This window comes from Mycobacterium kyogaense (genome assembly GCF_036946525.1).
Classification (GTDB): domain Bacteria; phylum Actinomycetota; class Actinomycetes; order Mycobacteriales; family Mycobacteriaceae; genus Mycobacterium; species Mycobacterium kyogaense_A.
Genome location: NZ_JAQIIY010000028.1, coordinates 36,426 through 57,398, shown reverse-complemented (window position 1 = coordinate 57,398; position 20,973 = coordinate 36,426). Strand labels below are relative to the sequence as shown.

Below are 20,973 nucleotides of genomic sequence, written 5' to 3'. Positions count from 1 at the left end.
AGCCGTATTACGAAAATGTGACACAGCCGGGAGCCAGCCGATACTCAGACTCGGCCCGCAGGGCCACGATTCCCGGCAATGGAAGAATCGACGTCCATGCCGCCTCCCACGTTCTTCAGCGTCGACGCGGAGTTGCCAGGGCGTGCGGGCCGGGCCGGCGTGATCCACACCCCGCACGGCGAGATCCGCACTCCGGCGTTCATCGCCGTCGGCACCCAGGCCACCGTCAAGGCGGTGCTCCCGGAGGCCATGAAAAATATTGGCGCGCAGGCGATCCTGGCCAACGCCTATCACCTCTACCTGCAGCCCGGGTCGGACATCGTGGACGAGGCCGGCGGGTTGGGCACCTTCATGAACTGGCCGGGCCCCACCTTCACCGACAGTGGGGGCTTCCAGGTGATGTCGCTGGGCGTCGGGTTCAAGAAGGTCCTGGCGATGGACACCACGCGGGTGCAGACCGACGACGTGATCGCCGAGGGCAAGCAGCGGCTCGCCCACGTCGACGACGACGGCGTGACCTTCCGCTCGCATCTCAACGGATCGACCCACCGGTTCACCCCGGAGGTGTCGATCGGCATCCAGCATCAGCTCGGCGCCGACATCATCTTCGCGTTCGACGAGCTGACCACGCTGGTGAACACCCGCCGCTACCAGGAGCAGTCGGTGCAGCGCACGCACCGGTGGGCGCAGCGGTGCCTGGCCGAGCATCGCCGGTTGACGGCGGTTCGCGCAGACAAGCCCCCGCAGGCCCTGTTCGGTGTGGTGCAGGGCGCCCAGTACGAGGACCTGCGCCGCCAAGCTGCGCGCGGGCTGACCGAGATCGTCGACGACGACGGTGTCGGTTTCGCCGGGTACGGGATCGGCGGCGCGCTGGAGAAGCAGAATCTGGCCACCATCGTCGGCTGGGTCACCAGCGAGCTGCCGGACGACAAGCCGCGGCATCTGCTCGGCATCAGCGAGCCCGACGACCTGTTCGCGGCGGTCGAGGCCGGGGCGGACACGTTCGACTGTGTCTCGCCCTCGCGGGTGGCACGCAACGCCGCGATCTACTCGGCGGACGGCCGCTACAACATCACCGGGTCGCGCTACCGCCGCGACTTCACCCCGCTCGACGCCGAGTGTGACTGCTACACGTGCGCGCACTACACACGGGCCTATCTGCACCACCTGTTCAAGGCCAAGGAGATCCTCGCCTCGACGCTCGCGACGATCCACAACGAGCGCTTCGTGGTCCGCTTGGTCGACGACATCCGCGCGGCCATCATCGACGGCCGGTTCGACGAGCTGCGCGACCACGTCCTCGGGCGGTACTACTCGGCGCGCGCACAATAGGGCATGACTTCAGGCACGACGGACGAGGCGCCGGACGTCCTGCTGCGCGAACTCCTCGACCCCGCTCACCGCGCCGACCCGTATCCGCTCTACGCGGGTCTGCGCGCTCACGGCCCCCTGCTGTTCCCCGGCCACAACCTCGCGGTGTTCTCGTCCTACGCCGACTGTGACGAGGTGCTGCGTCATCCCGCCGCATGCAGCGATCGTCTGAAGTCCACGGTGGCGCAACGCGCGATTGCCGACGGAGCCCCGGCGCGCCCTCTGGGACCGCCCGGCTTCCTCTTCCTCGACCCGCCCGACCACACCCGGCTGCGCCGGCTGGTGAGTAAAGCGTTCGTCCCGAAAGTGATCCGCGAGCTCGAACCCGACATCACACGCCTGGTGAACGACCTGCTCGACGAGGCGACGAGTCCTTTCGACGCGATCTCCGGGCTTGCCCACCCGCTGCCGGTCGCGGTGATCTGCCGTCTGCTGGGCGTGCCGGTCGAGGACGAGCCACGCTTCCGTGCGGCCTCGGCCCTGCTCGCCCAGTCCCTGGATCCGTTCGTGACGATCACCGGGGCCGCCGGCAACGGACTCGAGGAGCGCCTGCGGGCGGGTCAATGGTTGCGCGAGTACCTGCGCGGCCTGGTCGCCGACCGGCGGCGCGAGCCGGGCGAGGACTTGATGTCGGCACTGGTCGCGGTCGAAGAGGCCGGCGACGTGTTGACCGAGGACGAGATCATCGCCACGTGCAATCTGCTGTTGATCGCCGGGCACGAGACGACGGTGAACCTGATCGCCAACGCGACGCTGGCGCTTCTGCGCCACCCCGGCCAGTGGGCCGCGCTGTCCCGCGATCCGGACCGGGCCGCCACCGTGATCGAGGAGACGTTGCGGTACGACCCGCCGGTGCAGCTGATCGGCCGGGTGGCGGGGGAGGACATGGCGATCGGGGACACGACCATCCCGCGAGGTGACAACATGCTGCTCCTGTTGGCTGCCGCTCACCGTGATCCGGCTGCGACGGAGCGCCCGGATGAGTTCGATCCGGACCGCCCGGCGATCCGCCACCTCGGGTTCGGCAAGGGCCCGCACTTCTGCATCGGGGCTCCGCTGGCGCGTCTGGAGGCCACCGTGGCGCTGACCGCTATGACCGCGCGCTTCCCGGACGCACGACTGACCTCCGAGCCGTCTTACAAGCCGAACGTCACCCTGCGGGGCATGGAGGAGCTGTCGATCACGTTGTGACGCAGGCTAACTGAGTGCAGCGATGACCTCGCCGGCGGCGCGCTCGCCGGCCTCGACTGCCCCCTCCATGTAGGCGCTCCAGTGGGTCGCGGTGTCGGTGGACGCCCAGTGGATGACGCCGATCGGTTCGGCGAGCGCGGAACCGTAGGTGGTCCACACGAGCGGTCCGCAGTTGGCGTTGTAGCAGCCGCGCGTCCACTGCCGGCTGCCCCATTCGCCGTCGATGTAGAACTCGGGGTGTGCCGCCCGGTCACCGTAGTGGCGGACCAGTTCCGCGGTGAGCGCCGCCCGCCGGTCCTCCTCGGACCAGTGCAGATGCGTGCGCGCCTGCTCACCCTCGAGGAACAGCAGGATCACGCCGCGGTCGTCGCCGGGGATGCAGGTGTCGTTCGACATCCGCGCGGGTCCGATGTCGGAGATCAGCTGGCCGTTCTGGCCGTCGGCGCGCCAGAACGGCTCGTCATAGACGAAAAATGCCTTCATCGCAGCGGAATTCGGCATGCGCTGGGTGAGCTGGTCGCGATAGCCCGACAGCGGCGGGTCGTAGGAAATCCGGCCCGCCAGCATCGGCGAGATCGCCACGATCACCCGCCGCGCGCGGGCCGTACGGCCGCCGCGGCAGTGCACGGTCACATTGTCGGCGGTGTGCTCGATCAGCTGTACCGGCGCCTCGAGCACGAGATGGCTTTCGACCAAGGCGGCCAACCGATTCGGGATCTCGGCCGTGCCGCCGACGAAGCGGGTCGTCTGCGCGCCGCCCTCGGATTCGGCGAACAGTTCGGCGGTCACACCGCAGGTCTGGATCGTGAACAGCAGGTGCAGGAACGACACCTCGACCGTCGGCACCGCGAGGATTCCCACGGTGCAGATCTCGAGCAGGGTGCGCGCCACCGGGGAGAGCCCCTGACCGTCGTACCAGGCGCCCGCGGTGATCGCGTCCCACTCCGCGGCGCGCGGCGCCGTCCATGGCGCCTCTGGCGGAACCTCGGCCGCCAGCTCGTCGAGCAGGCGCAGCACCTTCTCCAGCTCGGTGAGCTCACCACCGAACCGTCGATGGAACTCGTTCTCGCGCAACACACCTGAGCCCACCAGCTCGTAAGACGTCTCGCCCTCGTCGTACTGCTCGTAGGTCTGCACCCCGAGTTCGGCGGCCAGGGCGAACATCCGGTGGTGAGTGTCGCCGATCCACTGGGCGCCCAGCTCCACCGGCAGGCCGGGTGCCACCTCCTCGGTGAGGACGCGTCCCCCGACGCGCTCGTCGGCCTCCAGGATCACCGGGGTCAGGCCCGCGGCGAGGACCGTGCGGGCCGCGATCAACCCGGAGATTCCCGCGCCGATGATGACGACGTCCGCCTCGAGTGCTGCCATGCCGACAGCTTCTCACGGTGGTCTAGAGCGGGTTGAGAATTCGCTGCAGGAACTGCCGGGTGCGGTCGTGCTGCGGATCGCCGAGCACCGAGGCGGGCGGCCCCTGCTCGAGGATGACCCCGGCGTCGGTGAACAGCACCTGATCGGAAACCTGTTTGGCGAACTGGATCTCGTGGGTGACGATCACCAGGGTCCAGCCCTCGACGGCCAGATCGCGGATGACCGCGAGCACCTCGCCGACCAGTTCGGGGTCCAGCGCGGAGGTGGGTTCGTCGAATAGCACCACCTTGGGCTTGAGCGCCAGCGCGCGGGCGATCCCGACCCGCTGCTGCTGCCCGCCGGAGAGCTGGAACGGATACTGGTCGCGCTTGTCGGCCAACCCCACCTGCTCCAGCAGGGTCACCGCCTCCGCCCGGACCTCCTCACGTGGGCGCTTCTGCGCGACGACCGGACCCTCGATGACGTTCTCCAGCACCGTCTTGTGCGGAAACAGGTTGTGCGACTGGAACACGAAGCCGCTCTGGGCCCGGTACTCCCGGAGCCGGTTCTTCGCGACAGGGGCGTTGAAGTCGACCTCGACGTCGCCGACGCGGATCACGCCGGCGTCGGGTGCGTCGAGTGCGTTGAGCGTGCGCAGCAGCGTGGTCTTGCCCGACCCAGAGGGGCCGATGATCGTCGTCGCCGAGCCGCGGGGCACGGTGAACGACACATCCTTGAGCACGTCCAGCGGGCCGAAAGACTTCCGCACGCTGGAAGCGACGATCCGGTCTTCGCTCATCGTCATCTGGCCACGTACCTCTCCAGTCGATGCTCGATTCTTGCCTGACCGAAGGACAGAACGAGACAGATCACCCAGTAGTAGACGGCCGCTGTGCCGTAGAGGGCAAAGAACTCGAACGTCGGCGCTGCGATGATCTGGGCCTGCCGCAGGAGTTCGGTGACGAGGATGGTCGACGCCAGTGAGGTGTCCTTCACCAGCGAGATCAGTGTGTTCGACAGCGGCGGTACCGCGACGCGAGTGGCCTGGGGCAGGATGATCCGACGCAGGGTCCCGGTGTAGTCCAGTCCGATGGTCTGCGCCGCCTCCCACTGGCCCTTCGGAATGCTCTGGATCGCCGACCGGATGATCTCGGCGGCGTACCCGCCGACGTTGAGCGAGAACGCGATCACCGCGGCGGGGAACGGATCGATCTTGACGCCGAATTGCGGTAGCGCGAAGAACACGATGAACAACTGCACCAGCAGCGGAGTTCCCCGGATCACCGAGATGTAGAACCGCGCCACGTTGCTGGCCACCACATTCGACGACAGCCGAGCCAGCGCCACCGCGAGGGCGATCACCAAGCCCAGCGCGAAGCTGATCACGGTCAGCGGGATCGTCATCGTCAGCGCCGCTTTGGCCAGCGGCCACAGGTTCTCCCGGACCAGTTGCCAGGTCGACCGGGTCTGGGGTGCAGTGTCGGCCCCTTGTCCGGCCGCAGCCGGTGCTCCGGAGGCGTTGGCGTTGAGGTACTTCTGCGAGATCTGGGCCAGTGTGCCGTCGGCGCGCAGCTGATCGAGGGCGGTGTTCAACTCGGGCAGCATGCCGCTGTCCTTACGCGCCGCGAAGCCCTGCTCGCTCTTCTCCCCGACGGTGCCGGCGATCTTGACCGAGGCGTCCTTGGTCTCGGCCAGATACGCGTACACCGCGATGCTGTCGTTGATGACGACGTCGACGCGGCCCTGGCTCAGCAGCGTGATCGCCTGGGTGAAGCCCTCGACCGATTCGACACGGGCGCCGGCCTTGCGGGCGACTTCCGACCAGTTGCTGGTGGCGTTCTCGGCCGCGACCTTGCCCTTCAGATCCGCTGTCGATGTGATCGAGGTGTCGTCGGCGCGGGTGACGATGACACCCTCTCCGACTGAATAGGGCTGCGACAGATCGTATTTGGCCTGCCGCTCGGGATTGATCGTGACCTCGTTGGCGACCACGTCGAAGCGGTTGGCCTCCAGCGCGGCGAACATCGAATCCCACGGCGTCTCGACGAACTCGACGCGGACGCCGAGCTTCTCACCGACAGCGCGCGCCACGTCGACGTCGTATCCGACCAGTTCCCCGGTCGCGGCGTCGTGGTAGGAGAACGGGGCGTAGACCCCCTCGGTGCCGACCCGCAGCACGCCGGAGGACTTGATGGGGGTGTCTCCGCCGCCGGACGAGCCGGCGCACCCGGCGAGTACCAGCGCCGCGAGCAGGAGGACCGCCGGCAATGCGCGGCGTAGTCGGTGCATCGGGCGCACGCTAGCAACACCGCCCGTCGATCGAAAGGGTTCTGCTCACCCGGGCAGATATACCCACGGTGCGCGAGGTAGACGCGCCGGATCGAATTCGTCGAGCATGCCGTCCACGGTCGACGACGTGTATCCGAGGGAGTCGGCGATCAGAGCAAGCGCCTGCTCCACCCCGATCTCGGCCAGGGTGATCGCTCCGTCGCGCTTGGCCAGCCGGGCGCCGTCGGCGTTGAGGACGAGGGGGACGTGGGCGTACACCGGTTCCTGGTGGCCGAGCAGCCTCGCGAGGTAGGTCTGGCGGGGCGACGACGACAGCAGGTCGTCTCCGCGGACCACCTGGTCGATCCCGGCCTCGGCGTCGTCGACCACCACCGCCAGGTTGTAGGCGGGCACCCCGTCGCCGCGGCGAACCACGAAGTCGTCGACCAGTCCCGTGTAGTCGCCGTGCAACACGTCGTGCACCGTCGCGGTGGTCGCGTCGGTACGCAGCCGCAGCGCCGGGGGCCGCCCGGTCTCGGTGCGTCGCCGCGCCCGCTCGGCGCCGGTGAGGTCGCGGCACGTACCCGGGTACGCCCCTTCGGGGGCGTGCGGGGCACGCGGCGCCTGCGCGATATCCCTTCGGCTGCAATAACACTCGTAGAGAAGGCCGCGGCGCTCCAGGTCCGCCACGACGGCCTCGTAGCGCTGCGGGTGGTCGGTCTGGCGGGTGGCCGGGCCGTCCCAGTCGATGCCGAGGGCGGCCAGGTCTTCGAGTTGGCGTGCGGCGATGTCGGTGTGCGTGCGGTCGTCGAGGTCCTCGACGCGCATCAGGAACCCGCGGCCGGTGGAGCGGGCGAACAGCCAGGCCAGCACCGCGGTACGCAGGTTGCCAAGATGCAGGTCCGCCGACGGGCTCGGGGCGAACCTGCCGGCGCCGGTCGAACTGGTCACCGGTTCACTGTGTCAGACGGCGCGCCGGTCCTGGCTCTGCAGTGCGACCGACGCCGCCGCCACCGCGGGCGCCACCCCGACGCCGCGGCCCTGCGCAGTGACCGCGAGGCGCGTGCGATCGCCACGGAACAGGTCGCGGGAGAATTCGCACGGCGTGTCGTGCTGGTCGTAGGTGATGCGCGTGATGAGCAGCAGTGCCGACTTGGGTTTGATGCCCAGCAGGGTGGCTTCCTCGCCGGTCGCGTTGACCGCCTCGATACGTTCGTCGGCCCGGGCGGCGACCAGGCCGTACTGATTCTCGAGGATCTCGTACAGTGAGCCGCCGAGCTGCTGTTCGAGTAGGCCGGGGAACGCGTCGGCGGGAAACTGGGCCAGCTCCAACGAGATCGGCGAACCATCGGCGAGGCGCACCCGCTGGACTTCGATGACGAAATCCTCGGATGACAGGCTCAACGCCTTCTGTGACGTGGCGTCGGCGGGGCAGATCCTGGTGGACAGCACCCGGGTTCCCGCGACGTACCCCTGGCTGGCGAGGAAGGCGGGCACACCGACGACGTCGCCGAGGCTGCGCTGCACCTGGGCATGGCTGATGAAGATGCCGCCGGCCCGTCCGATCACCCGGTCGACCAGGCCCGCCTCCTCCAGTGCGGCGAGGACCTGGCGCAGGCTGGACCGGCTGGTGCGGTACCGCTCGGCGAGCTCACGCTCGCTGCCGAGCTTGGTGCCGGGCACGCCCGCGTTGATGTCGGCCACGATCCGGCGCCGCAGATCCTCGGTATGCGTGGCCACCGCGTCCCTCCCGCCTGAATTTGGTCTGACCAAATCAGGATACGTGCTCCTCAGAGGTCGGCGAGCGCCTCTGGTGATTCGGGCAGGATCTGGCCGCCGTCGACGACGAGCGTTTGCCCCGTGATGTAGGCGGCCTCATCCGTGGCGAAGAACAATGCGGCGTTGCCGATGTCGGCAACCGTACCGAGTGTGCCGGTCGGGATGGAGGCCTTCATCTGGTTCATGTACTGCTCACCCATCTCGACCAGACCCTCGGTCAGGATGTTGCCCGGCAGAACCGCGTTGACCGTGATCTTCTTGCGCGCCAATTCGATCGCCGCGGTGCGGAGGAACCCGAGCTGTGCGGCCTTGCTCGCGCCGTAGTGTGACCACCCGGGAAAACCGGTGATGGGACCGGTGATCGACGAGGTGAGCACGATGCGGCCGTGGCCGCTGGCGGTCAGTGGCTCCAGTGCGGCCTGCACGATGTAGAAGGTGCCCTTGACGTTGGTGTCGAGCACCTTGTCGAGGTCTTCGGGGGTCATCTCGCTCAGCGACGCCGACGGGAAGATCCCGGCGTTGGCGCACACGATGTCGAGCGCGCCGTGGCGTTCGAGGGCGGTAGCCACCGCGGCGCGGCAATCGTCGGGGCTCGTCACATCGGCCGTCACACCGCTGACCGAGCCGGGCAGATCGGCGAGATCGCTGACGGTGCTGTCGATGTCGGCCTGGGTGCGTCCGGTGATCACGACGTTGACGCCGGCCCGGGCGAAGGTCTCGGCGATGCCGCGGCCGATGCCCTTGCTGCCGCCGGTCACGATGGCCGAACGGCCCTGCAGGGAGGTGAACATGGACAACCTTTCGAGTGTCAGGTCAGCGAGTGACCGTCGGAGGACAGGTACTTCTCGGCGAGCGCGCAGCTGCCCGCTGCGTAGGTCACGGAAATCGCCTGCGATTCGCGGGAATGGCTGTGGGTGCCCATCCAGGCGAGCAGGAGCAACCGGCGCAGCAGGACGAACGAGGCCAGCATGTCCTCGTCGGCGGCGGTGAGCTCACGGCGCGTCCGGTAGCCGCTGACCCAGGCGTCCTGCCAGTCGGGGACCGAGGGATGGTCCTCGAAGAACGACACCGCGGTGCCGAAGTCGTAGAAGTACCAGCCGAATCCGCAGTCGTCGAAGTCGATCACCGTGATGGTGTCGCCGTCGACGAGTAGGTTGGCCAGTCTCAGATCGGCGTGTACCAGGCCGAATGTGTCACTGCCCGTGCCGTATTCGGCGAGTCGGCGGCCCAGCAGCTGGGTGGCTCGGCTGAGGGTGCCGGCCTCGTGTTCACCGACGCCGATCGCGTCGCGCCAGCGTCCCCACCTCGGTGAGTCACCCAGGCTGTGTTCCCAGTCCCAGGCGAAGCGGCTGAACTCCGGTGGGAGCTGCCAGCTGCGGGCATGATCGTGCAACGCGGCGGTGATGCAGCCCAGGGTGTGGAAATCGGTTGAGGTGAGGGCATTCTCGTCGGGTTCTGCGCCGGGCACCATCTCGAAGTGCACGACGTGGCGCTGCGACCCGTCGTGTTCGACGGTGACCACACGGCGCCCGTCTCGGGTCGGCACCACCGTCGGCACGGTGATGTCGCTGTCGCGGCGCAACGCATCCAGCCACGTCAACTCGGACTCGATCTGATCGGCGCGGTGGTAGTTCTTGCGGTGCACGCGAAGGATCGACCGATGCCCGCACCCGGGCTCCTCGACCGCGAATGTGGCGTTCTCCGAGAGGTTCAGCAGCCGCAGCGCCGAGCCCTGCGGCAGGTCGAACGCCTCGAGTGCTTTCTGCGCGACGACCTCGTCACCGCCGAGGTCACCGCCGAGGTCATCGCTCAATGGTCCCGCCCCTCGATCCCCTGCAGCACCGTCGTGATCGCCTCCCGCGCGGTGACCACATCGGTGGTGCTGCCGCTGATGTAGAGGCGGCCCGCAGCCCCGATCATCTGCACGTCCACCAGAGTCAGGCCAGGTGCGGCACGCTCGGCTTCGTTGGCGGCCACCGCGGCGAACAGCGCGGGCGTCATCTCGTAGACGAGCAGCGACTGCCCGGGCAGCACCATCGAGGCCTGACGGTTGCGGTTGAGGATCACCGCGTGCTGGTCGGTGATGTCGTCGATCACGTCGTGGTAGAGCACGCGCGGGCGCAGCTGATCGGACGCCGAGCTCTTGGTGCCGCTCAGAATCGCCTCACCGGCACGGCGCACGTCGGACAGATCACTCGAGTGGATCTCGAGAACCCCGAACTGGCGCTCCACGTACAGGATTCCGGGCTGGATTCCCGGCACCTCGCGCAGCGCCAGATCTATCACACGCTCGATCGCCAGCGCCGGTGACACCTCGACGATGAGCGCGTGCTCACCGGCATACGGCGGGTAACCCCTGGCGCGGGTGGGTGTCCCGAGATAGGCGGCGAACTGCTGCTGCAGGTCCTCAACGAGCAGGTAGACGCGGATGTCGGTCCGTGTCGGTGTGTCGGTGGCGGCCATCGGGTGAGGTTACTGCGCGGCGACGGAGAAGTGCGCGCCGAGCTCGTTGTGCGGGCGCGGGATCACGTGCACGCTGATGAGCTCGCCCACCTGGGAGGCGGCTTCGGCGCCGGCCTCGGTCGCGGCCTTGACCGCACCGACCTCGCCGGTGACGATCACGGCGACCAAGCCGTCGCCGACCTGCTGGCGGTCGGTGATGGTCACGTTGGCGGCCTTGACCATCGCATCCGCTGCGGCGAGCGCCGCGACGAAGCCCTTGGTCTCGATCATGCCGATCGCGTTGCTGGCCATGGTTTCTCCTTTTGTGTGGGTGGTGATGACGGGTGTTCGGGCTATTCGTTGGCGTCGATGGAGCCGATGATGAGGGCGTCGACGGGCGGGGGTGTGCCGGTGAACCAGCTCGCCGCGACGGAGCCCTGAGTGATGAGGACGTGTTCGCCGACGCCACTGCCCAGGACGTCGAAGGCGATCATTCGCGACCCGGAGCCGTCGACCTCGACTTCGAGGAAGGCGCCGGCGGGCAGACCGTCGATGCGTCGGGTCGACCAGACCTGACCGGTGACCGTGCCACGGATCATGTTCGCTCCTTGTGGATCGTCACGCCCAGCGCACGGGCGCGTTCGCGGGCCAGCGGGGTGAGTACGGCGCGGGGGCCGAGCACCAGGGAAGAACCGGACGCGGCGATATCGGCGATCTGCCGCTCGGTGACGGCGCCGCGGTCGACGCGGGTGCTGCTGCCGGGGCCGGCACGGTGTGTGCCTGACAGCCGGAAGGCCAGCCGGCCGTGTTTGAGGTCGGCGCGGGTCTTGGGATTCTCGAACAGCCGCAGCAGGTTCCGCACGAACACGTCGAGGTCGCGGTCGGTCGCGATCCGTACGGTGTCCACACGCGACCGCTCGTCGGCGGCGAGCGGCCCGGTGGCAACGGGACCGGTCGGTGCGGGTGCGGATGCGGGTGCGGGCGTGGGGGTCTGTGGGACGGGGCGGGGCGCCGGTGCGCTGGTGAGGTCACCGATGGACTCTCGGATCACCTCGCGCACCATCTGGCGCAGCGCGCCGCGGTCGATGCTCACCGTACGCTCCGGGCCAAGGCCTCTTCGGCCGCCGCGCCGGCCTGACGGATGTCGGACTCACTTCCGGACAGGTACACCCGGCCCGTGGCGCCGATCATGCGGAAGTCGATGACCTTGATGTCGGCGGCTTTCTCGGCCTCGTTGGTGGCCAGGATCGCGTACGACGCGGGTGCCACCTCGAGGACGTAGAGCGTTTCCCCGGCCAGCACCATGGACCCGATCTTGTTGCGGTTGATCAGGAATGCGTGCTGGGAGTCGATGCTGGAGATGATGCGCGAGGCCAGGATCTGCGGCGGCTTGCGCTCAGCCGTTGCCTCGCCGTCCCGGCTGAGCTCGGCCAGCGCGGCATCGGCGGCGGACTGCACCGCATCGGTGTCGCCGTGGAACTCCAGATAGCCGAACTGACGCTCGACGACGAGCACACCGGCCTGCACCTCGGCGTGCTTGAGGGCGACGTCGGTGACGCCCTCGATGTCCAGACCCGGTGCCACTTCGATGATCTGAGCGGCCACGCCGGCGCGCGGCAGGGCGCCCTTGATCCAGGTGCCCAAATACGACATCGTCTGCGGCTGGAGCCGATCGATGAAGATGAACGAACGCAGTTCAGCCACGGGTCACCTCTTGATCAGTTGGGCGAGTTCTTCGGCCACGATCGCGCGCAGCTCGGCGCGTAGCGCCTCGATGCCCGGGTCGGCGGCGCGGCGGGACGTGTTCGGTCGGCTCATCGGTGCGGCGGGTGTGGGGCCGGACGTGTCGTTCGACGCGCGCGGATACGCGGGCACCTCGTCGGTGGGGGAGCGCCATGGCGAGAGCCCCGCGAAGCTGGGCATCGCCACGCCGGCGTCGGCGTTGTAGGCGATCCGCGTCCAGTTCATCAGGTTCTCGGGCTGCAGGTTCTCCCCGATCGAGCTGCGCCCCACGAACCCGGTGCCGATGGTCATCGACGGTGCGAGGTTGGTCTCCAGCCCTGAGCTGCCGGTGCTGTTCCCGACGTTGACCGACACCCGCAGGACGGGCACCGATGCCGCGAACTCGGTGATGACAGAGGCGCTTTCGCTGTGGATGGCGGCCGAGTGTCCGGCACCGGCGATGCGGACCACCGCGCGGGCGGCGCGGATGCCGCGCTGGGCGTCGGCGACCGTGGTCATACCGAGCACGGGGCTCAGCTTCTCGTGGGTGAGCACCTCCTCGCCGATCACATCGGTGAACGGGGCGATCAGCACCCGCGTCTTGGGGGTGACGCGCAGTCCGATGCGCTCGGCGATCCAGGCGGCGTCGCGACCGACCACCTCGGTGTTCAGGGCCCCCTCGGGGAACATGTACTCCCGCAGGCGTTGGGTGGCGTCGGCATCGAGAACGTGCGCCCCGTGCCGGGTGAGCGCCGAGGTGAGCTTGCCGGCGATCGCCTCCTCGGCGATCAGCACCGATTCGTTGGTGCACAGCACCGAGTTGTCAAACGCCTTGCTCTCGACGATGCGCCGTGCGGCGGCGTCGATATCGGCCGTGGCGTCGACGAAGACGGGCACGTTGCCCGGGCCGACGCCCAGCGCAGGGTTGCCCGAGGAGTAGGCCGCCCGCACCACGCCGGTGCCGCCGGTGGCGACGATGACGTCGGTGCGCTCGTCGCTCATCATTGCTTCGATCAGCGGCAGCGTCGGCTCGTCGATCACCTGAACGATTCCGTCGGGAGCCCCGGCGGCGACGGCAGCCTCAGCCAGGAGGCGGGCCGCGTCGGCCGAGCACTGCCGGGCCCGCGGATGCGGCGCGACCACGACCGCGTTGCGCGTCATCAGGGCCAGGATCACCTTGAAGTACACCGTCGCAACGGGATTGGTGGTCGGACACAACGCCAGCACCACGCCGGCCGGGCGGGGGATCTCCACGATCTTGCGGGCCGTGTCGACGCGCGGGGTCACGTAGTCCTGGTCACGGTAGAAGTCGACGATGCCACGGGAGCAGGCGCGGTTCTTGACGATCTTGTGCTCGACGACGCCCATCTGGGTCTCGGCGACCGCGGCCGCCGCGAAGCGTTCGGCGTTGCGGTGCCCGGCATCGGCGACCGCCTCGACGATGCGCGCCACCGAGGCCTGGTCGTATTCGGCGTAGGCGGCCGCGGCGAAGCGCGCCCGTTCCAGCAGTTGCCCCGCCTGCGCTACCGATGTCACGGCTTCCTCCGTCCGGTCGCGGCCTGCTTCGCCCGCCCGACGGCGACCTCGACGCGGTCGAGCACGTCCTCGCACAGTTCGCGGTTGAGCAGTAGGCCCGGTTTGAATTGCAGCACACGGGGATCGAGGGTGGAGAAGATCGCCCACACGCCGCCGTTGTACAGCTCGCGCATCACGAACTTGGCGCCCTCGGGGTGGTCGAACTCGAGGCCGATCACCACGCCGTTCTGCCGGATTCCGATGAACCAGTCCGGGTGGTCGGCCTGGATGCGGGCCAGGCCACGGGCGAAGATGTCGGCGATGTAGTGCACCGAGAAGCGGACTTCGGGGCGGCTCGTGATCTCGAGCGTCTTGAGCGCTGCCACGCAGCCCAGCTCGGCGCCGCCGAAAGTGGAGATGTGGCCGAAGCCGTCCTGCTCGAGCCATTGTGCGGCACGATCGCTGAGCAGTGCGGCGGTGATCGGATACATGCCACCTGAGAGACCCTTGCCGGTGACCATGATGTCGGGTTCGATGCCGTGCTTGGTGATCGCCCACATCTCCCCGGTGCGCATCAGCCCGGTCTGCACCTCGTCGGCGATGTAGAGCGCGTCGTAGCGGACGCACAGGTCTTTGACCGCTTCCAGATATCCGATGGGGGGCAACGGGAATCCGTAGGTGGCGGGGATGGTCTCCATGATCACCGCGGCGACGTCGCGGCCACGCAGTGCCTGCTCCATCGCGTCGGTGTCGCCGAAGGGCACCTGGACGAATTCGTCGGGCCGGTCGGCGAGGAAGAGTTTGGCGAATCTGTCGTCGCCGGTGGCGACCGCCAGTCCGGTGTGGCCGTGGTAGGCCTTGACGATCGAGACGATCTTGCGGCGCTGCATGGCGTGGCGTGCGCTCTTGAGCGCGATGTCGATCGCCTCTCCGCCGCCGGAGCCGAACGCGACCTTGGTCAGTGATGCCGGCGCCGACTCGATCAGCTTCTGCGCCAGCGCCGTTCGCGCCACGGAGGGAAAGTGGTGGTTGCCGACGTCGAAGTACTGCATGCCCTCGGACAGGGCTGCGACCAGTTCGGGATTGCGGTGGCCGAGGTTGTAGGTGCCGCCGTTGAGATGCATGTCGATCAGACGGCGACCGCTCATGTCCCAGAGGAAGTAGTCCTGCCTGCGGTCGATCACGAGGTCGACACCGGAATCGGTCCAGAACTGGGTCTTGTCCGGGTTCCAGTACTCCTTGGCACGTTCGAGCACCTGTGCCTTGGATTCGAACGAGAACGTGCCGTAGTCGTACACGAAACTCCCTGTCGTCAGGTCGCGGGGGTTGACCAAAAGTTAAACGGTAGGACCATTTGTGTCAACAGGGATCGTTTGGGGTTGCGCAGTCCATTTGGTAGTGCCAATATGACCTTCGGCTTGCCTGTGGTCTATGCCACAGGCGCTGACCATCATGGGTCTCTCCTTCACCTGGAAGGTGTCGTTTCAATGACAGAAGATGTCGTGCCCCGCCAAACATCGAACGATTCGGTGCAACGGCTCAAGCGCAACGCCGTGGGCACCTTCGGGGTGATCTTCATGGCGGTCGCGACGGCGGCCCCGATCACCGCCATGGTCGGCAACGTGCCGATCGCCGTCGGCTTCGGCAACGGCACCCACGCACCGGCCGGCTACCTCGTGGCCACGATCGTGCTGGGCCTCTTCGCGATCGGATACGCGACGATGGCCAAGCACATCACCTCCACGGGTGCGTTCTACGGCTACATCTCCCACGGCCTCGGCCGTGTCATCGGGATGGCGAGCGGCCTGATCATCACGATGGCCTACGTCGTGTTCGAGGGTTCGCTGATCGGCATCTTCGCGTTCTTCTTCCAGAACCTGTTCTCCAGTCAGCTCGGGATCACCGTCCACTGGTTGATCCCGGCGCTGCTGATGCTCGCGCTCAACTGCATCCTGACCTACTTCGACGTGAACCTCACCGCCAAGGTGCTCGGCGTCTTCCTGATCACCGAGATCGTCATGCTGTCCCTCGGCGCGCTCGCCGTCGCCGTCAAGGGCGGCGGCCCCGACGGTTTCGCCGTCGGCCAGATCCTCAACCCGGTCGGCGCGTTCCAGCCCGCCGCCATCGCCGGCGCCAGCGCCGGTCTCGGCCTGTTCTTCGCGTTCTGGTCGTGGGTCGGCTTCGAATCCACCGCGATGTACGGCGAGGAATCCAAGGACCCGAAAAAGATCATCCCGCGCGCCACGATGATCGCAGTGCTGGGTGTCGGCATCTTCTACATCTTCGTGTCGTGGATGGCCATCGCCGGCACCGGTCTCAAGGAGTCGGTCGACCTCGCGCAGAGCGCCGACACCAGCTCGGAGATCTTCTTCGGACCCGTCCGCAGCACCTACGGCGAGTGGGCGATCACGCTGTTCAACATCCTGCTGGTGACCGGGTCGTTCGCGTGCGGCATGGCATTCCACAACTGCGCATCGCGCTACCTCTACGCCATGGGCCGCGAGGGCCTGCACGCCGGACTGCAGAAGACGCTCGGCGCCACGCACCCGCACCACGGCTCGCCGCACATCGCGTCGTTCGTGCAGACGGGCATCACGCTGGTGATCATCCTGGCCTTCTTCTTCGCCGGCATGGACCCCTACGTGCACATGTACACGCTGCTGGCGATCCTGGGCACCATGGCGATCCTGATCGTGCAGTCGCTGTGCGCGTTCTCCGTCGTCGCCTACTTCCACTTCCACAAGAACCATCCGTCCAGCGCGCACTGGTTCAAGACGTTCCTGGCGCCTCTGCTCGGCGGCATCGGCATGCTCTACGTGGTGTACCTGCTGTGGGAACACAAAGATGCAGCCGCCGGCGCCGCATCCGGCACGCTGCTGTTCAAGCTGACACCATGGATCGTGGTCGGGCTGTTCGTGCTCGGTGCGGCGATGGCGCTGTACTTCAAGTTCAGGGACAAGGACCGGTATGAACTGATCGGTCGGATTGTGTACGAGGACAACGAAGTTCGCGACTAGTTTCATAACGAGGTGGCTAGCGTGGCAGACGAGTTGGGCCGGTTCCGGGTACTGAACACCAAACCCGTCAACCTCGACGGGTTCAGCGTCCCGGACGCCCGGCTCGGTCTGACCGCGATGGCCAGCCCCCACGACCCCTCCCCGTCACTGGTGATCAGTGGCGGGGAGGTGACCGAGCTGGACGGCAAAGGCGCCGCCGAGTTCGACGTCATCGACGAGTTCATCGCCCGCTACGGCATCGACCTCGCGGTCGCCGAGGAGGCGATGGCCCTCGACGACGTGACGTTGGCCCGGATGGCGGTGGACATCAACGTCCCCCGCGCGGAGGTGGTGCGGCTGATCGGCGGCACCACCCCGGCCAAGCTCGCGCGCGTCATCGCGCTGATGTCCCCGGTCGAGATGCAGATGGCGATGGCCAAGATGCGTGCCCGCCGGACGCCGAGCAATCAGGCACACGTGACCAACCAGCTCGACGACCCGCTGCTGATCGCGGCGGACGCCGCCAGCGCAGTCGCCTACGGCTTCCGGGAAGTCGAGACCACGGTCCCGGTGCTCGGCGATGCGCCCTCGAATGCCGTTGCACTGCTGATCGGTTCGCAGGTCGGCACGCCGGGAGCGATGGCGCAGTGCTCGATCGAGGAGGCGCTGGAACTGCGGCTGGGCCTGCGCGGGCTGACCAGCTACGCCGAGACCATCTCGATCTACGGAACCGAGCAGGTCTTCGTCGACGGCGACGACACCCCGTTCAGCAAGGCCATTCTCACGTCGGCCTACGCATCGCGCGGCCTGAAGATGCGGGTCACCAGTGGCGGCGGCGCCGAGGTGCTGATGGGCGCGGCAGAGCAGTGCTCGATCCTCTACCTGGAGTCGCGCTGTGTCTCCCTGGCCAGGGCACTTGGCTCCCAAGGTGTGCAGAACGGCGGCATCGACGGTGTCGGTGTGGTCGCGTCCGTGCCCGAGGGCATGAAGGAACTGCTCGCCGAGAACCTGATGGTGATGATGCGCGACCTCGAATCGTGCGCGGGCAATGACAACCTGATCTCCGAGTCGGACATCCGCCGCAGCGCGCACACGCTGCCGGTGCTACTCGCCGGGGCCGATTTCATCTTCTCGGGGTTCGGGTCGATTCCGCGCTACGACAATGCTTTTGCACTGTCGAACTTCAACTCCGACGACATGGACGATTTCCTGGTGCTCCAGCGGGACTGGGGCGCCGACGGCGGGTTGCGCACCGTCGCCCCCGAGCGTCTCGAAGCGGTGCGCCGGCGTGCGGCCACCGCCGTGCAGGCGGTCTACCGTGACCTCGGCCTGGCCGATTACGACGATGCCCGCGTCGACCAGGTGGTGGCGGCCAACGGGTCCCGCGACCTGCCCCCGGGTCACCCGAAGATGGTGGCCGAGGCCGCAGCGTCGATCGAGGCTCGGCAGCTCACTGTCTTCGACGTCATCGCGTCACTGCATCGCACCGGCTTCACCGACGAAGCCGAGGCCATCACGACGTTGACGCGCGAGCGCCTCAAGGGGGATCAGCTGCAGACGTCGGCGATCTTCGACGAGCAGTTCGATGTGCTGTCCAAGCTGACCGATCCGAACGACTACACCGGCCCGGCAACGGGGTACGCGCTCACCGAGGCCCGTCGCGCCGAGATCGACGCGATTCGGCAGGCCCGCACCAGCGCCGAGTTGACCGCCGACCAGGAAGAGCACCGCGGCCACGTCACCGTCGTCGACGTCGAACCCGCCCGCCAGGGCAGCGACCCGCGTGAGGTGTGCATCGGCCTGTCGCCGGCCTGGGGGCACAGCGTGTGGTTGAGCCTGTGCGGGTTGACGATCGGTGAGGTGCTCCGGCAGCTGTCGGCGGGGCTGGAAGAGGAAGGCTGTGTGGCCCGCACCGTGCAGGTGCGCTCCACCATCGACGTCGGCCTCATCGGACTGACCGCGGCCCGGCTCTCCGGATCAGGAATTGGAATCGGATTGCAGGGCAAGGGAACCGCGCTGATCCACCGGCGCGACCTGGCTCCGCTGGCGAACCTCGAACTGTTCAGCGTGGCGCCGCTGCTGACCGCGAAGATGTACCGGGAGCTGGGCCGCAACGCAGCCCGGCACGCGAAGGGAATGGCGCCGGTGCCGATCTTCACCGGCGGCACCGACGAGTCCATCTCCGCGCGCTACCACGCACGGGCGGTGGCGCTGGTCGCGCTGGAACGTCAGGCGTGTGAGCCCGGGGCAGCTCCCGTCACGGTGAGGGTGGACCGGTCATGAGCGACATCACCGTCGACAACGCCGTGGACGGCAAGCTCGGGCTGGCCGACCTGCGGATGGATCCCGCCGCGCTGGCCCATCAGGCCGCCGTGGCCGAACAGGGTGGCAACCCGCAGCTCGCCGAGAACTTCCTGCGGGCAGCGGAATTGGCAACGATCGACGACGAAGACGTGATGGCGCTCTACGAAGCGTTGCGGCCCCACCGATCCACGGCCGACGAGCTGGAACAGCTGCGCGCGTCGCTGGTCGAGCGGGGCGCTCCGCGGTGCGCCGCGCTCGTCGAACAGGCCGCCGCCGCCTACGCCCGTCGCGGCCTGCTGCGTTGACCCGCACGGTCGCCGGGATCGACATCGGCAACCACACCACCGAGATCGTGCTGGCCGGTATCGACGGCGGCGCGATCGCCACGCTCGCGCACGGGCAGGCACCCACCCGCGGTCGCAAGGGCAGCCACGATTCGCTGCAGGGCGCCGCCGCCCTGCTGCACAAACTCGAGGTCGATGCCGGCGTCAGCGCCGACGAACTGCTGCTCTCGGCGCTGCGGCCGGTCGACACCGCGACCGCGCCGATCCCGCCGGCCTACTCACCGGCCGCGCCGGTCCGCAGCCTGCGGAGCCCGGACGCCAGCACCCCCGCCGGTGCGGGACATGCGGTGGGACAGCATGTTCGGCTCGCGGATCTGGGGTCGGAACCGGTCTCCGGGCCGGTCATCGTATCCGTCGACGCGGTCACGGACTTCGAAGTGGCCGCACAGGCGATCGGCGCGGCGGTGGCCCGCGGGTGGCGTGTCGTCGGCGTGGTGGCCGCGCAGGATGACGCCGTGCTCATCCGCAACCGCATCCCGGTCGACGTACCGGTGGTCGACGAATGCGACCTCGACGGGCTAGGTCCCGGCGCCTTGGTGGCGGTCGAGGTGGTCGAGCAGGGCCGGGCGTACCGGGCGATGGCCGACCCGATCGCTTTGTCGGCGGCGTTGAGGGTGCCCGTCGAGTGTCTGCCCGATGTCGCCGAGTTCTGCCGGGAACTCGCCGACGCGGCGGCCATCGCGGTCACCGCACGGACGGAGGCGCCTACCCCGCCCGCCGAAGACGACGACTACGTGGAGATCGTCGTCGACAGGGGTGTGGTGCGGTACACCCCCGCGGAGGCGCACGCGGTGTTGCGCCGCTCGGTACCCGGATCGGTGAAAACTGTCCGGCTGCAGTCTGTTCCGTCAGCCGCAGACGGGCTGGCCGTACATGATGCGTTCTTCACCGACCTGGCGACGATCGACAACGGGGCGTGGCTGCGGCGCGGCGTCGTCGACGCGCACGGGACCGTCGTCGCACTGCTGGCCGCCGAGGAGGCCGCCGATGCCGCCGAGCAGCTGAGTGAACTGACCGGCAGGCCCGCCCGCACGTTGACCTCGGAGCCTGAGGCGGCGGCGTGGGGTGCGCGCACCACACCCGGCTTCCCGTCGGGTGCGATGGTGTGCGATATCGGCGGTGGCACAGTGGATCTCATCGGAGCCGATGCGACCGTGGTGGCCGCGGGCGCGGGGGAGTCGATCACCGTCGCCATAGCCCAGGTGCTCGGTGTCCCGCAGGCACTTGCCGAGACTGTCAAACGTACCCCCGCGGTGCGGGTCGAAGGTCCGCACGTCGCGCACGAGGAGGACGGCAGGCGGGTGTTCCTCGACGCACCGGCGTCGTCGGATGCGATCGGCCGGTTGTGCACCCGGGGCAGCGCGGGCCTGGTGCCGTTCTCGAATCGGTTGGCCGCCGAGGAGTGGCGCAGCCTGCGGCTCGCGGTCAAGCAGGAGACCGTCGCGGCCAACATCGCGCGGTGCCTCGCCGCGTTCGACGAGCCGCCACGCGCGCTGGTGCTGGCCGGCGGCGGCGCGCTCGACGACGAGTTGATGCGTACGGTCGCCGAGGCGCTGCGGCCGGCGCGGGTCGTGGTGGGCCGGGCGCACATCGACGGCGTGCACGGTCCCCGCTTCGCCGTCGCCCGTGGACTGGTCGCCCTCTATGCCGAGCAGACGCGAACTCGCGCGACAGGCCGCTGAAACGCGCGAGTT

General features: G+C 68.3%; 20 protein-coding genes. 6 read left to right on the top strand and 14 right to left on the bottom strand.

What is annotated here, in order from left to right:
* The first annotated feature begins 96 nt into the window (after positions 1-96).
* Together tgt and PGN37_RS22145 are read left to right on the top strand one after the other, a co-directional pair.
* Complete coding sequence (gene tgt, locus PGN37_RS22150; protein WP_335333135.1) at positions 97-1,332, top strand: tRNA guanosine(34) transglycosylase Tgt; 1,236 nt, start codon at positions 97-99, stop codon at positions 1,330-1,332.
* A gap of 3 nt (positions 1,333-1,335) precedes the next feature.
* The gene (locus PGN37_RS22145; RefSeq protein WP_335333134.1) at positions 1,336-2,562 is read left to right on the top strand and encodes a cytochrome P450; all 1,227 of its coding nucleotides are present in this window, start codon (positions 1,336-1,338) and stop codon (positions 2,560-2,562) included.
* A gap of 6 nt (positions 2,563-2,568) precedes the next feature.
* Here PGN37_RS22145 and PGN37_RS22140 read toward each other — a convergent pair whose 3' ends face one another.
* Genes PGN37_RS22140 through PGN37_RS22075 form a run of 14 tightly spaced genes read right to left on the bottom strand, consistent with a single transcriptional unit; the run spans position 2,569 to position 14,933 of the window.
* A complete protein-coding gene (locus PGN37_RS22140) occupies positions 2,569-3,930 on the bottom strand; it encodes a flavin monoamine oxidase family protein (protein ID WP_335333133.1) in 1,362 nt (453 codons plus the stop codon).
* A 22-nt stretch (positions 3,931-3,952) separates the two neighbouring features.
* Positions 3,953-4,708 carry an amino acid ABC transporter ATP-binding protein gene (locus PGN37_RS22135; protein ID WP_335333171.1) on the bottom strand — a complete coding sequence of 252 codons (756 nt, stop codon included), beginning with the start codon at positions 4,706-4,708 and terminating at the stop codon, positions 3,953-3,955.
* Positions 4,709-4,710: 2 nt separating this feature from the next.
* Positions 4,711-6,198, bottom strand: coding sequence for an ABC transporter permease subunit (locus tag PGN37_RS22130; RefSeq protein WP_335333132.1), 1,488 nt, complete (start codon positions 6,196-6,198; stop codon positions 4,711-4,713).
* 45 nt (positions 6,199-6,243) lie between these two features.
* Positions 6,244-7,128 carry a tRNA glutamyl-Q(34) synthetase GluQRS gene (gene gluQRS / locus PGN37_RS22125; RefSeq protein WP_335333131.1) on the bottom strand — a complete coding sequence of 295 codons (885 nt, stop codon included), beginning with the start codon at positions 7,126-7,128 and terminating at the stop codon, positions 6,244-6,246.
* Positions 7,129-7,140: 12 nt separating this feature from the next.
* The gene (locus tag PGN37_RS22120; protein ID WP_335333130.1) at positions 7,141-7,917 is read right to left on the bottom strand and encodes a GntR family transcriptional regulator; all 777 of its coding nucleotides are present in this window, start codon (positions 7,915-7,917) and stop codon (positions 7,141-7,143) included.
* 50 nt (positions 7,918-7,967) lie between these two features.
* On the bottom strand, positions 7,968-8,747 hold the full coding sequence (fabG, locus tag PGN37_RS22115; RefSeq protein ID WP_335333129.1) for a 3-oxoacyl-ACP reductase FabG: 780 nt from the start codon (positions 8,745-8,747) through the stop codon (positions 7,968-7,970).
* 17 nt (positions 8,748-8,764) lie between these two features.
* Positions 8,765-9,769, bottom strand: coding sequence for a phosphotransferase enzyme family protein (locus PGN37_RS22110; protein WP_335333128.1), 1,005 nt, complete (start codon positions 9,767-9,769; stop codon positions 8,765-8,767).
* Entirely contained in the window at positions 9,766-10,419 is a 654-nt protein-coding gene (locus tag PGN37_RS22105) for a microcompartment protein (RefSeq protein ID WP_335333127.1), read from the bottom strand. Before PGN37_RS22105 ends, PGN37_RS22110 begins: the two co-directional genes overlap by 4 nt.
* A gap of 9 nt (positions 10,420-10,428) precedes the next feature.
* On the bottom strand, positions 10,429-10,710 hold the full coding sequence (locus PGN37_RS22100) for a BMC domain-containing protein (RefSeq protein ID WP_024447241.1): 282 nt from the start codon (positions 10,708-10,710) through the stop codon (positions 10,429-10,431).
* 41 nt (positions 10,711-10,751) lie between these two features.
* Positions 10,752-10,997, bottom strand: a complete 246-nt coding sequence (locus PGN37_RS22095) for a EutN/CcmL family microcompartment protein (RefSeq protein ID WP_335333126.1) — start codon at positions 10,995-10,997, stop codon at positions 10,752-10,754.
* The gene (locus tag PGN37_RS22090; protein ID WP_335333125.1) at positions 10,994-11,491 is read right to left on the bottom strand and encodes a hypothetical protein; all 498 of its coding nucleotides are present in this window, start codon (positions 11,489-11,491) and stop codon (positions 10,994-10,996) included. Before PGN37_RS22090 ends, PGN37_RS22095 begins: the two co-directional genes overlap by 4 nt.
* On the bottom strand, positions 11,488-12,102 hold the full coding sequence (locus PGN37_RS22085) for a BMC domain-containing protein (RefSeq protein ID WP_335333124.1): 615 nt from the start codon (positions 12,100-12,102) through the stop codon (positions 11,488-11,490). Before PGN37_RS22085 ends, PGN37_RS22090 begins: the two co-directional genes overlap by 4 nt.
* 3 nt (positions 12,103-12,105) lie before the next feature.
* Positions 12,106-13,656, bottom strand: a complete 1,551-nt coding sequence (locus PGN37_RS22080) for an aldehyde dehydrogenase family protein (RefSeq protein ID WP_335333123.1) — start codon at positions 13,654-13,656, stop codon at positions 12,106-12,108.
* On the bottom strand, positions 13,653-14,933 hold the full coding sequence (locus PGN37_RS22075; protein ID WP_335333170.1) for a class-III pyridoxal-phosphate-dependent aminotransferase: 1,281 nt from the start codon (positions 14,931-14,933) through the stop codon (positions 13,653-13,655). Before PGN37_RS22075 ends, PGN37_RS22080 begins: the two co-directional genes overlap by 4 nt.
* 189 nt (positions 14,934-15,122) lie before the next feature.
* On the opposite strand from PGN37_RS22075, the gene PGN37_RS22070 reads away from it, so the two are divergent.
* From PGN37_RS22070 to PGN37_RS22055, 4 genes are read left to right on the top strand one after another with little or no spacing between them, the layout of a single operon-like run.
* The gene (locus PGN37_RS22070; protein WP_335333122.1) at positions 15,123-16,652 is read left to right on the top strand and encodes an APC family permease; all 1,530 of its coding nucleotides are present in this window, start codon (positions 15,123-15,125) and stop codon (positions 16,650-16,652) included.
* A 21-nt stretch (positions 16,653-16,673) separates the two neighbouring features.
* Positions 16,674-18,914, top strand: coding sequence for a propanediol/glycerol family dehydratase large subunit (locus PGN37_RS22065; RefSeq protein ID WP_335333121.1), 2,241 nt, complete (start codon positions 16,674-16,676; stop codon positions 18,912-18,914).
* A complete protein-coding gene (locus PGN37_RS22060) occupies positions 18,911-19,240 on the top strand; it encodes a diol dehydratase small subunit (RefSeq protein WP_335333120.1) in 330 nt (109 codons plus the stop codon). The genes PGN37_RS22065 and PGN37_RS22060 overlap by 4 nt, the downstream gene beginning before the upstream one ends.
* Complete coding sequence (locus tag PGN37_RS22055) at positions 19,237-20,961, top strand: diol dehydratase reactivase ATPase-like domain-containing protein (RefSeq protein WP_335333119.1); 1,725 nt, start codon at positions 19,237-19,239, stop codon at positions 20,959-20,961. The genes PGN37_RS22060 and PGN37_RS22055 overlap by 4 nt, the downstream gene beginning before the upstream one ends.
* The last annotated feature ends 12 nt before the right edge of the window (positions 20,962-20,973 follow it).

Coding starts and splice junctions, on each gene's coding strand:
- PGN37_RS22140 (WP_335333133.1), bottom strand. CDS start 3,930: ATGGCAGCACTCGAGGCGGACGTCGTCATCATCGGCGCGGGAATCTCC.
- fabG (WP_335333129.1), bottom strand. CDS start 8,747: ATGTTCACCTCCCTGCAGGGCCGTTCGGCCATCGTGACCGGCGGCAGC.
- PGN37_RS22145 (WP_335333134.1), top strand. CDS start 1,336: ATGACTTCAGGCACGACGGACGAGGCGCCGGACGTCCTGCTGCGCGAA.
- PGN37_RS22095 (WP_335333126.1), bottom strand. CDS start 10,997: ATGATCCGTGGCACGGTCACCGGTCAGGTCTGGTCGACCCGACGCATC.
- PGN37_RS22100 (WP_024447241.1), bottom strand. CDS start 10,710: ATGGCCAGCAACGCGATCGGCATGATCGAGACCAAGGGCTTCGTCGCG.
- tgt (WP_335333135.1), top strand. CDS start 97: ATGCCGCCTCCCACGTTCTTCAGCGTCGACGCGGAGTTGCCAGGGCGT.
- PGN37_RS22060 (WP_335333120.1), top strand. CDS start 18,911: ATGAGCGACATCACCGTCGACAACGCCGTGGACGGCAAGCTCGGGCTG.
- PGN37_RS22070 (WP_335333122.1), top strand. CDS start 15,123: ATGACAGAAGATGTCGTGCCCCGCCAAACATCGAACGATTCGGTGCAA.
- PGN37_RS22105 (WP_335333127.1), bottom strand. CDS start 10,419: ATGGCCGCCACCGACACACCGACACGGACCGACATCCGCGTCTACCTG.
- PGN37_RS22135 (WP_335333171.1), bottom strand. CDS start 4,708: ATGAGCGAAGACCGGATCGTCGCTTCCAGCGTGCGGAAGTCTTTCGGC.
- PGN37_RS22130 (WP_335333132.1), bottom strand. CDS start 6,198: ATGCACCGACTACGCCGCGCATTGCCGGCGGTCCTCCTGCTCGCGGCG.